At 44.4% G+C, this 13,799-nt stretch carries 15 protein-coding genes; 14 read left to right on the forward strand and 1 reads right to left on the reverse strand.

The window, feature by feature from the left end:
• Nucleotides 1–59: 59 nt before the first annotated feature.
• The 12 genes from ACKA06_RS08925 to ACKA06_RS08980 all read left to right on the forward strand — a co-directional run bounded on the left by ACKA06_RS08925 (nt 60) and on the right by ACKA06_RS08980 (nt 11,412).
• Nucleotides 60–875: a purine-nucleoside phosphorylase gene (locus ACKA06_RS08925; RefSeq protein ID WP_411159457.1), complete on the forward strand. Its 816-nt coding sequence runs from the start codon at nt 60–62 to the stop codon at nt 873–875.
• A gap of 59 nt (nt 876–934) precedes the next feature.
• Nucleotides 935–2,239 carry a pyrimidine-nucleoside phosphorylase gene (locus ACKA06_RS08930; protein ID WP_032087823.1) on the forward strand — a complete coding sequence of 435 codons (1,305 nt, stop codon included), beginning with the start codon at nt 935–937 and terminating at the stop codon, nt 2,237–2,239.
• A 574-nt stretch (nt 2,240–2,813) separates the two neighbouring features.
• The gene (locus ACKA06_RS08935; protein WP_411159458.1) at nt 2,814–3,980 is read left to right on the forward strand and encodes a D-alanyl-D-alanine carboxypeptidase family protein; all 1,167 of its coding nucleotides are present in this window, start codon (nt 2,814–2,816) and stop codon (nt 3,978–3,980) included.
• Nucleotides 3,981–4,095: 115 nt separating this feature from the next.
• Complete coding sequence (gene spoIIAA, locus ACKA06_RS08940) at nt 4,096–4,446, forward strand: anti-sigma F factor antagonist (protein WP_032087825.1); 351 nt, start codon at nt 4,096–4,098, stop codon at nt 4,444–4,446.
• A 2-nt stretch (nt 4,447–4,448) separates the two neighbouring features.
• Nucleotides 4,449–4,892: an anti-sigma F factor gene (spoIIAB, locus tag ACKA06_RS08945; RefSeq protein ID WP_411159459.1), complete on the forward strand. Its 444-nt coding sequence runs from the start codon at nt 4,449–4,451 to the stop codon at nt 4,890–4,892.
• A 12-nt stretch (nt 4,893–4,904) separates the two neighbouring features.
• The gene (gene sigF / locus ACKA06_RS08950; RefSeq protein WP_032087827.1) at nt 4,905–5,666 is read left to right on the forward strand and encodes an RNA polymerase sporulation sigma factor SigF; all 762 of its coding nucleotides are present in this window, start codon (nt 4,905–4,907) and stop codon (nt 5,664–5,666) included.
• Between the two features lie 508 nt (nt 5,667–6,174).
• Nucleotides 6,175–6,795 (forward strand): stage V sporulation protein AA, encoded by a 621-nt coding sequence (locus ACKA06_RS08955; protein WP_032087828.1) that lies wholly within the window; start codon nt 6,175–6,177, stop codon nt 6,793–6,795.
• The gene (locus ACKA06_RS08960) at nt 6,785–7,207 is read left to right on the forward strand and encodes a stage V sporulation protein AB (protein ID WP_032087829.1); all 423 of its coding nucleotides are present in this window, start codon (nt 6,785–6,787) and stop codon (nt 7,205–7,207) included. Before ACKA06_RS08955 ends, ACKA06_RS08960 begins: the two co-directional genes overlap by 11 nt.
• Nucleotides 7,208–7,250: 43 nt before the next feature.
• On the forward strand, nt 7,251–7,820 hold the full coding sequence (locus ACKA06_RS08965) for a stage V sporulation protein AE (RefSeq protein WP_032087830.1): 570 nt from the start codon (nt 7,251–7,253) through the stop codon (nt 7,818–7,820).
• Nucleotides 7,813–9,288 (forward strand): spore germination protein, encoded by a 1,476-nt coding sequence (locus ACKA06_RS08970; RefSeq protein ID WP_032087831.1) that lies wholly within the window; start codon nt 7,813–7,815, stop codon nt 9,286–9,288. The genes ACKA06_RS08965 and ACKA06_RS08970 overlap by 8 nt, the downstream gene beginning before the upstream one ends.
• A 77-nt stretch (nt 9,289–9,365) precedes the next feature.
• Nucleotides 9,366–10,670: a diaminopimelate decarboxylase gene (gene lysA / locus ACKA06_RS08975; protein WP_411159535.1), complete on the forward strand. Its 1,305-nt coding sequence runs from the start codon at nt 9,366–9,368 to the stop codon at nt 10,668–10,670.
• Nucleotides 10,671–11,058: 388 nt separating this feature from the next.
• Nucleotides 11,059–11,412, forward strand: a complete 354-nt coding sequence (locus ACKA06_RS08980) for a GNAT family N-acetyltransferase (protein ID WP_032087833.1) — start codon at nt 11,059–11,061, stop codon at nt 11,410–11,412.
• Nucleotides 11,413–11,444: 32 nt separating this feature from the next.
• Here the strand turns inward: ACKA06_RS08980 and ACKA06_RS08985 are convergent, their stop codons facing one another.
• A complete protein-coding gene (locus tag ACKA06_RS08985; RefSeq protein WP_231938006.1) occupies nt 11,445–11,966 on the reverse strand; it encodes a DUF309 domain-containing protein in 522 nt (173 codons plus the stop codon).
• A gap of 349 nt (nt 11,967–12,315) precedes the next feature.
• Here ACKA06_RS08985 and ACKA06_RS08990 point away from each other — a divergent pair, with 349 nt between their 5' ends.
• Together ACKA06_RS08990 and scpB are read left to right on the forward strand one after the other, a co-directional pair.
• On the forward strand, nt 12,316–13,080 hold the full coding sequence (locus ACKA06_RS08990) for a segregation/condensation protein A (RefSeq protein WP_032087835.1): 765 nt from the start codon (nt 12,316–12,318) through the stop codon (nt 13,078–13,080).
• A complete protein-coding gene (gene scpB / locus ACKA06_RS08995; protein WP_032087836.1) occupies nt 13,067–13,657 on the forward strand; it encodes an SMC-Scp complex subunit ScpB in 591 nt (196 codons plus the stop codon). The genes ACKA06_RS08990 and scpB overlap by 14 nt, the downstream gene beginning before the upstream one ends.
• The last annotated feature ends 142 nt before the right edge of the window (nt 13,658–13,799 follow it).

The following is a 13,799-nucleotide window of genomic DNA, read 5'->3' on the forward strand; positions in this document are numbered from 1 at the left end:
ACGGGATTCCTCCATCTCATCTCCTTTTCTGTTCAGCCCAGAAAAAGGAGTCGGTAAAGATGAATTTTGAAACGATACAAAATGCTGCCAACCATTTGAAAAATCAATATACGGGATCACCCAGGATTGGACTTATCCTGGGGTCAGGACTAGGGGTCCTGGCGGATGAAATTCAGAATTCCGTTAAAATCCCTTATAAAGAGATACCGGATTTTCCGGTTTCAACAGTGGCCGGTCATGCAGGACAATTGGTGTTCGGACAGCTGTCCGGACAGGAAGTCGTTGCGATGCAGGGGCGTTTTCATTACTACGAAGGATACGGATTTGACAAAGTGACATTCCCTGTACGCGTCATGAAAGAACTTGGTGTGGAAATACTCATCGTGACCAACGCCGCAGGCGGGGTCAACGAAAATTTCGAAGCCGGAGATTTAATGTTGATTTCAGATCATATCAATAATATGGGAGGAAACCCTCTGATCGGACCGAACGATTCACGCCTTGGCGACAGGTTCCCGGATATGTCCAGGGCGTATGACAAAGAACTTCGTCAAAAGGCCCGTGAAATCGCGGACGGACTTTCCTTGAAGATTCAAGAAGGTGTATATGTAGGGAATACCGGTCCTGTGTATGAGACGCCTGCCGAAGTCAAGCTTGTGCGTACGTTGGGTGGAGACGCTGTGGGAATGTCAACAGTACCTGAAGTGATCGTTGCCCGCCATGCCGGGATCAGGGTCCTTGGAATCTCCTGCATTTCAAATATGGCTGCAGGAATACTGGATCAGCCGCTTTCACATGATGAAGTAATCGAAACTACCGAAATGGTGCGCGCTAACTTCCTGTCATATGTGAAGGAAATAGTTAAGTCCATCTAACGTATCGATTCTCCCTGTAATAGGGAAAACTAAAATCAATAGAAGTGGGGGAACGAAAAATGAGAATGGTAGATCTTATTGAAAAGAAGCGCGAAGGCAAAGAACTGACAACGGAAGAAATCCAATTCATTATAAATGGGTATACAGACGGGACCATCCCTGATTATCAGGTGAGTGCCCTGACGATGGCAATCTTTTTCAAGGATATGAGTGAAAGGGAACGTGCTGATTTAACGATGGCGATGGTCGAGTCTGGAGATCAGATTGATCTGTCGGCAATTGAAGGAATAAAAGTAGACAAGCATTCAACAGGCGGCGTCGGTGACACGACGACTCTTGTACTTGGACCACTGGTAGCATCTGTCGGAGTGCCTGTCGCGAAAATGAGCGGCCGCGGACTTGGTCATACCGGCGGGACGATTGACAAACTTGAAGCAGTAGAAGGCTTTCACGTAGAGATTGAAAACGACGAATTCATCCGTTTGGTGAATAAAAATAAATTAGCCGTCATCGGACAAAGCGGAAATCTAACGCCTGCGGATAAAAAACTTTATTCATTGCGAGATGTGACTGCAACGGTCAACTCCATCCCGCTGATCGCAAGCTCCATCATGAGCAAGAAAATCGCAGCGGGTGCAGATGCGATTGTGCTTGATGTCAAAACAGGTGCAGGAGCGTTCATGAAAACACTTCAGGACTCCGAAAACCTTGCAAAAGCGATGGTGAACATCGGGAATAACGTAGGAAGAAAAACAATGGCTGTCATCTCTGATATGAGCCAGCCGCTTGGATTTGCAATCGGGAACGCATTGGAAGTTAAAGAAGCGATCGACACCCTCAAAGGTGAAGGTCCGGATGACTTGACCGAATTATGTTTGACGCTCGGAAGTCACATGGTTTTCCTAGCCGAAAAAGCTTCATCATTAAAAGAAGCAAGGGAATTATTGAAAAAAGCAATCGAGGACGGCTCAGCCCTTGAAAGCTTTAAGGTTTTCCTTGAATCACAGGGAGGGGATGCTTCTGTAGTCGATGATCCATCCAGGCTGCCTCAAGCTCAATTCAAGGTTGAACTTCAAGCGAAGGAAGATGGCTTTGTATCAGAAATCATTGCAGATTCAGTGGGTACGGCAGCGATGTGGCTCGGAGCCGGAAGGGCGACCAAGGATTCAGTGATCGATCTGGCAGTGGGACTTGAGCTGCGCAAGAAAATCGGCGATGAAGTAAAAGCCGGTGAATCCCTCGTTACCATTTACAGCAACCAGGAAGATATTGAAGATGTAAAAAATAAACTGTATGAAAGCATCAAGGTCTCTTCTGAAAAAGTGGAAGCTCCGACATTAATTCACACGGAGATCACAGATTAATCATTAAAATTATAAGCCTTTGTGAAAGGATCATTCCTTTTACAGGGGCTTTTTTTGTTGTTCAGGGGGATTAAGGCTGATGGCGGGATAGAGACAGATTCAGGTTTGGGTAATTCCCTTATTTTTACAAGTGACGGAATTATTCGCAGAATTAAAAGATTAACGCGGAAAATTGAAAGATTGATGGGTAAAATTAAAAGATTATCGCCCTGAATTCGAAGATTAACCTGCCAAATCGAAAGATTCCTTCAATCCGCCTTAAAAAGGCCTCCCTAAATCAGCGCTCGAAACCTCAAACAACGATAAATCCAGCACCCAGTATGCTTTGATCATGCCTGACGTGCGGATTTCAATCAAAATCCATTAAAAATGAAGAAATCAACAGATCATTTCGATTCGACTTAAACCCTCTGCTTCAAAGAAAAGCTGACGGAGCTTTTTTTGTAAAATAGTAAAAGAGTTAATACTCCGTCTTTTATAATTTCTATTTTATTTGTATAAAAATGGTTCCGATGGAAAAAATGGTTCTATAAGTATTGATTAAATTGAGAGATTTAGATTGGAGGACAGTTAAATGAAACGTGTTAGTTGTATAATGGCAGCATTCATTCTAATAGCGTCACTATTCCCTTCACTTGGTTTTGCACAGGAAAATAAATCGGAACTCGCTCAGGCTGCGAAGTCTGCTGTTTTGATTGAACGGGACACAGGGGCTGTTCTATATGACAAAAACAGTCATGAAAGGCTGGCGCCTGCTTCGATGACGAAGATCATGACGATGCTTTTGATCATGGAAGCACTGGAAAAGGACCAGGTCAAATGGGATGACAAAGTCCGTACGAGTGAATACGCCGCTTCTATGGGCGGGTCTCAGATCTTCCTCGAGCCCGGGGAATCGATGACGGTCAAAGAGATGCTGACGGGTATTGCGATCGGGTCGGCAAACGATGCGTCTGTAGCGATGGCCGAGCATATTGCGGGCAGCGAAGAGGCATTCGTGGAGAAGATGAATAAAAAGGCAACAGAGATCGGGTTGAAGGATACACAATTCCAGAATCCGACCGGTCTTCCTGCAAAGGATCATTATAGTTCTGCACATGATATGAGCATGATGGCTAAAGAATTGCTTAAATATAATGAGATCACAAAGTTTACCGGCACTTACGAGTCCTACCTCAGGGAAAACACTGAAAATAAATTCTGGCTCGTCAATACGAATAAACTGGTCCGTTTTTATGACGGAGTGGACGGGTTGAAAACAGGTTTCACAAATGAAGCGAAATACTGCCTGACTGCGACGGCGAAAAAAGGGAATATGAGGGTCATTGCAGTCGTATTCGGTGCCTCCACTCCCAAAGAGAGAAACAGTGAAGTGACAAAGATGCTTGACTATGCTTTCAATCAATATCAGACCAAACCGATGTTCAAGAAAGGCGAACAGCTTTCACAGGTGAAAGTATCCAAAGGGCAGGAGAGCAAGGTGCAGGCGGTGACCGACGAACCGATCTCCATCCTTGCCAAAAAAGGCGAAAAACTTGATAAGGTCGAACAAAAAGTGACACTGTCCAAAGACTTAAAAGCCCCTGTTAAAAAAGGGGATAAGGTGGGGACACTTGTGATTAAGAATAAAGGGAAGAAAGTCCTCGAAAGCGAGCTTGTGGCCAAACAGGATGTAAATGAAGCAAGCTGGTGGCAGTTATTCAAGCGTTCCTTCGGGATGTTTACGAAAGTTGGTAACTGACGCGAAAAAAAGCACTTATCCTGGCGAATTTCTTCTAGTTTTGTCACAGAGAAGGATATCTGCAGCATAATAGCGAAATGACTCACTATACGACAGAGAAGGAGGCTTTCTGATAGTGAGTCTTGCTATTAACCTGGAAGTGAAAAAAGATGTGTTGTGTATACGTCTTAGTGGAGAACTGGATCATCATACGGCAGAAGAATTAAGGGAACAATCTTCAAGGATTATCGAAAGTGAAAATATCAAACATATCATTTTGAATTTGGAAGAACTCGGCTTCATGGACAGCTCGGGGCTGGGTGTCATATTAGGGCGCTACAAACAAATAAAACAAAAGCATGGAGAAATGGTGGTTTGCGCGATTTCCCCTGCAGTCAACCGATTATTTGAAATGTCCGGATTGTTTAAGATCATCCGTCTTGAACCTTCCGAAGAAAATGCATTACAAAGATTGGGGGTCGCCTGAATATGAGAAACGAAATGAACATTCAATTCAGTGCCCTGAGTCAAAATGAATCGTTTGCACGGGTGACTGTCGCATCTTTTATCGCGCAGCTGGATCCGACTATGGATGAATTGACTGAAATCAAGACAGTGGTCTCTGAAGCAGTCACGAATGCCATCATCCACGGGTATGAAAACAATCCAAGCGGGACCGTCTATATCTCGGTCATTATGGAAGAAGATGGATTCATCGATATGACAATCCGGGATGAGGGAGTCGGCATTGGAGATGTGGAAGAGGCAAGACAGCCTTTATATACGTCCAAACCTGAACTCGAACGCTCGGGAATGGGCTTTACCATTATGGAAAATTTCATGGACGAGGTAGAAGTGTCATCACAACCGGGTACAGGCACCACTGTTAGATTGAAAAAGCACTTGACCAATAGTAAAGCGCTATGCAATTAAGGAGTCGTGCCTATGGATGTCGAAGTGAAAAATGAAAAATCCCAGCCTTTTTTGAAGGATCATGAAGTGAAGGAACTCATCAAGCAGAGCCAGGCGGGTGATCAGACTGCACGGGATACCATTGTGCAGAAAAACATGAGACTCGTATGGTCAGTGGTGCAGCGTTTCCTGAACCGGGGATATGAACCGGATGATCTGTTCCAAATCGGCTGTATCGGGCTGCTGAAATCAGTGGATAAGTTTGACTTAAGCTATGATGTGAAATTTTCGACGTATGCCGTTCCGATGATCATCGGCGAGATCCAGCGCTTCATCAGGGATGACGGTACCGTGAAAGTAAGCCGTTCCTTGAAGGAAATGGGAAATAAAATCCGTAAGGCAAAGGATGAACTCTCCAAGAAGTTCGGGAGGGTGCCGACTGTAAGTGAACTCGCAGAGCATCTGGAATATTCGGTCGAGGAAGTGATCATGGCCCAGGAAGCAAGCAGGGCCCCTTCATCGATTCATGAAACGGTTTATGAAAATGACGGGGATCCCATCACCCTGCTCGACCAGATTGCAGACAATGCGGATCATAAGTGGTTTGATAAGATCGCACTTAAGGAAGCGATAAGGGAATTGGATGACAGGGAGCGGTTGATCGTATATTTGAGGTACTACAAAGACCAGACCCAGTCTGAGGTTGCCGAGCGGCTTGGTATATCGCAGGTGCAGGTATCCAGGCTTGAAAAGAAAATTCTGCAGACCATGAAGGAACATATGTACACAGAATGAAATGAGCTAGGACAAAAGTGATTTCGTCTAAGTAAAACCCGAACTAATTTGCATGAGAAAAGGCAAATTAGTTCGGGTTTTTAATTTCTTCATTAGGGTTTAGCTCATTCAGCGGTTGATTGGAGTGCAAGACGAAGACTCCTACAAGAAAAGCGGAAGGGCTTTGTTCAGAGGCGTGTGGCATAAGACGAATCGGCCACGAAGGCGTTCTTTGCCTTCTTGGTCGGTTTGGCTTATGACATGTGCCTCTAAGCCCTGTAGCTGGACAGTTTCCTCTCGAAGTTTGAGGAGGCTACCCGCGGAAAGCGAAGTCTTGCACGGAAATCATGAGCGTTGTTTAGAGTACACTCTATAACGTTCGTCTTTAGACATGGGATTTTGAATTTTGTTCCAGCCTCTTTGTTGCTTTATCCATACTTATCGGGGTTCTTCGCCCTTACATAAATTATTTCCGTTTAACCATACTATTGGTACGAGGGGAAAATCATGTTTTCAGGAAGTGAACAGCATGGAAGGAATTGTGTACATTCGGCTGAGGCATCGTGTTCAAGTAAAGTCAGAAAGTCTAGTCAATCTCGGTCAATTGGCGCAGATCATCGCTCCTGATGGGCTGCTTGAGGACCTGAAACGTATAAATATCCACCAGGTGGCTCCTTCTGACCGGAATATCATTGTCATCGATATCATGACTGTGATCAGCAGGGTCTCTATGCATCATCCCGGGTTGGAATTCCAGACGATCGGACCTGCACAGAGCATAATAGAAGTCATTTATGAAAAGAAGAAGGTCTCCCTTCCGTTATTCGCAGGCGTATGGCTTCTGTTGTTCATAGGTGCAGCAATGGCCATCATGAATTTTCATGAAGATGTGAGTATGAGGGAAGTCCATCAGACACTGTACCATTTCATTACAGGTGAAGTGGACCCGCATCCGCTCATGTTCCAGATTCCATATTCATTTGGATTGGGTCTCGGTATGATTCTATTCTTTAATCATATTTTCCGTAAGAGGCTGAATGAAGAACCGAGCCCGCTGGAAATAGAAATGTTTAATTACCAGCAGGATCTCGATCAATACGTAATCATGAATGAAAACAAAGAAAGTATGAAGAGATTAGATGACGATTAGTGTGATCCTGACCCTGTTTATTGGTTTTGCTGGTGGTTTGGCAGTGGGTTCCGGCTTTGTGGCCTTCTTGACGGTGCTTGGGATCATTCCGAGACTGACGCAACTGACAAAAACGATGAAGATGATCCACTATTACGAGATTGCAGTCATAACAGGGGCCCTGGCAGGAGGGTTCATCAGCCTTAATAATTACACGATGCATCTGAATCCCTTGATTCTGATCCCAATCGGACTTGCGAGCGGGGTATTTATCGGTCTTCTGGCAGCTGCCTTGACAGAAGTCCTGAATGTATTTCCCATCCTTGCCAAGAGGATCGGGATAGAAGGGCAGATTGTAGTATTGATCATGGCGATTGTCTTTGGAAAGATATTCGGTTCCCTTTTCCATTGGCTCTATTTGGTTTATCAGTGACCAATCAATCAGAATAAACGAGAGTGCAGACAGGGGTTTTTTTATGAGTGAAAAAAGATACGTGATTCTTATAACAGATGGGGATGAATATGCAAAAAGAGCAATTGAAAGGGTGGCAAAGGACTATGGCGGCCGCTGCATTTCCAGCTCGAAGGGGAATCCTACCGTCCTGCCCGGCCCTGAAATTGTGAAGCTCATAAAAAAAGCGAAGAATGACCCTGTCTTTGTCATGTTCGATGACAGCGGCTTCATCGGTGAAGGAGCCGGTGAGACAGCGTTGAAGTACGTGGCCAATCACTCTGATATAGAAGTGCTGGGAATTATAGCCGTTGCGAGCAAAACGCGACAGGCTGAATGGACCAGGGTGGACGTGTGCATTGATAAATTTGGTGAACTGACCCCATATGGAGTCGATAAATTCGGGGTCCCTGAACTTGAAATGGGAAGGATGAACGGCGACACCGTTTACTGCCTGGATGAATTAGACGTACCCGTCATTGTCGGAATCGGCGATATAGGGAAAATGGCGAAGAGAGACGATTACTCACAAGGAGCTCCCATAACGAAAAAAGCAGTGGAAATCATCTTTGAAAGGAGCGGTTATCATGGGTGAAATAAGAAAAACGCCAATTCCAAAGGACGTTGCTGTTTTGGAAGAATACATGCAGAAGCATGTCGGGTTGAATAAAAGCTTCGACCTTGGCGTCAGAAAGTTAAAGATACTGAAGAAGGATGTTCAGATATACTATATCAACGGATTGACCGACGCAGGCTATATCATTGAAATAGTAGAAGAACTCGTCGGTATCAATGATCATGAGCGTCAAACAACCCGGTTATTTGAGATTGTACATAACCGGCTTGTCCATCAGTCTGTGGAACCGGTGAAAACGATCGAGGAAGCAGTCGATGAAGTCTTATCGGGACTAATCGCGGTAGTGGTGGAAGGATACTCGGAAGCATTGATTGTCGATGTGAGGAGTTATCCGGGCAGACAGCCGATGGAACCGGATACTGAAAAGGTTGTACGCGGTTCCCGTGACGGATATGTGGAAAATATCATCATCAACACTGCGTTGACCAGGAGGAGAATAAGGGATCCGAGATTAAGATTTGAAATCTTCAGGATCGGGGAAAGGTCGAAAACGGATATATCGATAGCTTATATTGATGACGTGGCCAATCCCAGTTTGATCGAAGTAATCAAAACGGAATTGAAAAACATCAAGATCGATGGTCTGACGATGGCTGATAAAACGATAGAAGAATTCCTCGTGAAACAGGGGTATAATCCTTATCCGCTTGTACGCTACACGGAAAGGGCGGACGTAGCGGCCACTCATCTATTGGAAGGGCATGTCCTGATATTTGTCGATACTTCCCCAAGTGTCATCATCACTCCGACGACGTATTTCCATCATCTTCAACACGCGGAGGAATACAGGCAATCCCCTGCTGTTGGTACATTTGTCAGATGGACGCGGTTCTTGGGCCTGCTGGCTTCATTGTTCCTTCTGCCTCTATGGTATTTGTTTGTGCTTGACCCGACCCTACTGCCGAATGGGCTTGAATATGTCGGTCCCAATGAACAGACGAATATCCCGATCATCGCTCAATTATTCATCGCAGATCTTGGGGTGGAAATGTTCAGGATAGCAGCCATACACACTCCGACTCCGTTATCTACCGCAATGGGTTTGATCGCGGCGGTGCTCATCGGGCAGATTGCCATAGATGTCGGCTTGTTTCAGCCTGAAGTCATCCTTTATGTAGCAGTGGCTTCAATCGGGACTTTTGCTACACCAAGTTATGAACTGAGTGTTGCCAATAAAATTGCAAGATTATTCCTCCTGGTGGCAGTGGCATTCTTCCATATTCCGGGCCTTGTCATCGGCTGCACCCTTTACGTTCTGTTTGTCGCAAATATTAAATCGCTCAACACTCCTTATTTGTGGCCGCTGCTTCCTTTCCATCCTAAAGCGTTCATGCAGATCCTTATCAGGAGGTCAGTGCCGGGTGCGAAAATCCGTCCAAGCATCGTCCAGCCGCGCAATAAATACAAACAGCCGGCCAAATCGTAAGAATATTGCAACACCTCTTGATCTGTGTTAAATTACTTTTAATCAATAAAGGATCAAAGAGGGGAATGAGTCGTTTCATGCATCTTCATGGATCAGCAGAAATCAGTCATAATGGACATTTAAAGATAGGCGGGGTAAGTACGATCGATCTTGCGAAACAGTACGGTACCCCCCTGTATGTCTATGATACAGCCTTAATAAAAGAAAGAGCGAGAGGATTTAGAAAGACATTCAAGGAACTTGGTGTTAAAGCCGAAGTGGCATACGCAAGTAAAGCTTTTTCATGCATGGCAATTTTCCAGTTGATGAATGAAGAAGGACTATCCCTGGATGTGGTATCGGGCGGAGAACTTTATACGGCTCTAAAAGCAGATTTTCCTCCAGAACGGATCCATTTTAACGGAAACAATAAATCACGGGGTGAACTTGTGCTGGCTGTTAAAGAAAAGATCGGCTGCATTGTGGTGGATAATTTTTACGAACTTCAGCTCCTTTCAGAAATCACGAGTGAAATGAAGAGTAAGACAAAGGTGCTGCTAAGGGTGACCCCGGGTATCGAAGCACATACGCACGACTATATCCTGACTGGTCAGGAAGATTCGAAATTCGGCTTCGATCTGCAGAACGGACAGGCGGAAAAAGCCATGAAGCTATCGCTTGAATCAGAATACATAGAGCTGCTGGGGCTTCATTGCCACATCGGATCACAGATCTTTGAGACCACCGGTTTCATTCTTGCGGCAAGGAAAATGATCGAAAAAGCTGCTGAATGGAACTCCGTTTACGGCTTCGTCCCTGAAGTCATTAACCTGGGAGGGGGCTTCGGCATCCGATACACTCAGGAAGATGATCCCATTGCACCGTCGCAATATGTTAAAGAAATGATCCTTGCAGTTAAAGAGGAAGTTTCCAGGACCGGGATGAGCATGCCCGAAATCTGGATTGAACCAGGACGGTCGCTGGTCGGTGATGCAGGTATAAGCTTATATACAATCGGATCGAGCAAAGAGGTGCCGGGCGTACGTAAGTACCTCGCCATCGACGGAGGGATGAGTGATAACATCCGTCCGGCTTTGTACAGGGCCAAATACGAGGCGCTCATAGCCAATAAGGCGGATGCCGAACCGGAGGATACCGTTTCGATAGCAGGGAAATGCTGTGAATCGGGTGATATGCTCATTTGGGATCTTCCCCTCCCCGATGCAGAAGCAGGGGATCTGTTGGCCGTCTTCTGCACAGGAGCCTATGGCTACTCAATGGCAAACAACTATAACCGCCTTCCGCGTCCCCCTGTCGTATTCGTTGAAAACGGAAAATCAAAACTGGTCATCCGCCGGGAAACCTATCGGGATCTCATTAAACTGGATGAATCCCTGACTTAAAAGAAAAAGCAGTTTGAAAGTTCTTGGGGACTTTCAAACTGCTTTTATCCTTTAAATATGGTTTAATATATGTACAATGAACAAAGACCCAACTGAACATATTATAGTGAAGGTGAAGAATACCATGAAGCTGAAAAACGGAATGTTGTTCCTGATATTATTGTTTCTCGGACTCTCAGGCGGGCTGCTCTACTGGTTCGTATTGAATTGAAATGAGATAAAAGCAGGTTGAATTACCGATTTAATTTTAGTAAGATATATACATTCATCTTATTGACGTGATTCTATTCTTGAACGGAAATCAATTTTCATTGATTTAAAAATTATTGTTTTTGTCTATAATGAATAGAAAAGCCATTATAGAGACAAAACGTAACGAGGGGTAATTATGTTAATTCGGTATAAAAAGGCATTCGAAAAGATTGCAATGGGTCTATTATCTTTCATGCCAAACGAAAAAGATTTGAAGAAGCTTCAACAAACCATGAAACAATATGAAACAGAAGACAATTGGCAGCTTTTCTTATGGAAAGAAGAAGATATTGTCGGATTAATCGGAGTGTATAAAACAGACAGCACGCTGGAAGTCCAGCATATATCTGTCAACCCTTCACACCGTCATGAGGGGATCGGAAAAGCAATGGTAAAGCAGTTGAAGGAAATGTATGCGGAGTCGATTGTAAAACCAAGTTCAGAGACGGCCTCTTTTTTCGAAAGATGTGACGAAGAGAATATCGTTTAATAATAGCAAAGAGACTAACCGGGAGCCTGCTTCTAAGTTAGTCTCTTTTTCTTGAGTGCGTTCAGTCTATCAGTGATGACAGGGGTACGGTCCCTCATGGAATGCCGGTGGATCAGTTCCTTATTCGACAGGTCACTCGGCATGCACCATGTAAATCCTTCCTTCCTGCAAAGCTCTTCGGCTTCTTTCAAAAGATCCGTATCTTTAATTGGAAGGTCGATGCTCTTATATGGCAATCCTCCGTTTATATCATGCAGCGTTTTTTCAATGATGTGCAATAACGCGGTGGACTCCAATCCAAGCTTTTCGAGCTCTTCATTTTTAGCGCTCAAATTTCTCAAAGCTTTTGAAAGCATTCTTCCCGCACCCTGAACATTGTTCCTTCTGTAATGATAGAGCCCGACGGCGAGCTGGATCAGTCCCACCCAATGAGAAGAACGGTTTGCAGGGTCAACCTCTTTCCAATACTCCTCCAATACCTCATGACACTCGAAATAATCCCGGTTTCCATGGAAATAAACAAGATATTGAAGATATGCTTGAGGATAAGTCATCATATCCCTCCTTTTCGACTAGTTTATCATATATTCTATACTCTTTTAAAAATCCCTGATATTGCATATTAACAATCTTTTACCTGTTCTAGCAGTTGATTGGAGTGCAAGACGAAGACTCCTGCGGGAAAAGTGGCCGATGTGAAACCCCCCGGAGGCGAAGCCGAGGAGGCTCACGGGTCACCCGCGGAAAGCGAATTCTTGCACGGAAATCAACTGCGGTTTAAAGGCTGAATTCAATGTACAAAGGCGCTAAGGACGATTCAAAAAATTACTATTGGAGAATAGAGCCTAATCTACTATACTTATAGAAGTAGCTAAACAGGAATGAATAGAAACTGGTGATAAAGTGGAATACAATGTCAAGATCGATGCGTTCGAAGGCCCACTCGATCTTCTTTTGCATCTTATCAATTCTTTAGAAGTCGATATATATGATATACCGATGGCTCAGATCACGGAGCAGTATTTATTATATGTACATACGATGAAAAACCTTCAGCTTGATGTGGCGAGTGAATATCTGGTCATGGCCGCGACCCTTCTTGCCATCAAGAGCAAGATGCTGCTGCCAAAGCATGAGGATGGACTTGAAGACGAAGATATAGAGTTCGAAGAGGAAGACCCGCGTGATGAATTAGTGGAAAGATTAATTGAATACAGGAAGTTCAAGGAAGCTGCCATCGAACTTAAGAGCCGCGAAGAAGAAAGGGGCCAGGTATTTACCAAACCTCCGAGCGACCTGACGGAATATGCAGAGGAATCTGAATCAAAGGATACTGAAATTCAAGTTTCATTATATGACATGCTTGGTGCTTTTCATAAATTGCTGAGACGGAAGAAAATCCAAAGGCCCACTCAGACAAGAATAACAAGACAGGAAATCTCAATTGAGAAGCGTATGGATGAAATCATGAGCAGTTTAAAGAAAGTGAAAAAGAGGACAACGTTCACTTCACTTTTTCCTTCCGATGACAAAGAGCATCTGGTCGTGACATTCCTTGCTGTATTGGAATTGATGAAGAGAAAGCAGATCGTCGTTGATCAGGAAACGAATTTTAAGGAAATATTTGTAGAGCCATGTGAGGAGGCTGGACTTGTTGGACAACAATAAATGGAAAGGAATTCTGGAGAGTCTCCTTTTTGCAGCGGGCGATGAAGGGCTATCCTTGAAGCAAGTCTGTTCGGTCCTTGAACTGAACGAAGAGGAAGTGTATGAAACGCTTCAGGAACTAAAGAAAGACTATGAAGAGAATGAAGACCGGGGAATTTATATGACAGAGCTCGCAGGGACATTCCAGCTTGTGACAAAGAAGTGCAATGCCGATTATCTCAAAAGACTGGTGGAATCCCCGAACGTCAGTTCACTATCACAGGCTGCTCTTGAGACTCTGGCCATCATTGCTTATAAGCAGCCGATTACAAGAGTTGAAATTGAACAGATCAGAGGAGTCAAAACAGAACGGCCGATCCATACCCTTACTTCTAAAGGTCTCGTAAAGGAAGTGGGGAGAGCGGAAGGGACAGGGCGTGCATATTTGTTTGGCACCACTAAGGAATTCCTTGATTATTTCGGTTTGAATAATCTCGATGAACTCCCTCCTCTTCCGGAAAACATAGAAGAGGACTTTGCAGAAGATGAGGCAGATCTGTTTTTCGAAAAGTTCCAGGAAACAATATCAAATGAATGATATAGAAAGAAGTTTAACACGGTGATAGCCATTCGCCGTGTTTTTTTATTGCTCTCAAAGTCTTGAAAGTTCAGGTTTCATTCATAATGCACCTTGTCCTGCATAAACTTGTACAAACACTTCAAGTAAGTTAAAGGGGTAG

This window comes from Rossellomorea oryzaecorticis, assembly GCF_045897515.1.
Taxonomy (GTDB): Bacteria; Bacillota; Bacilli; order Bacillales; family Bacillaceae_B; genus Rossellomorea; species Rossellomorea enclensis.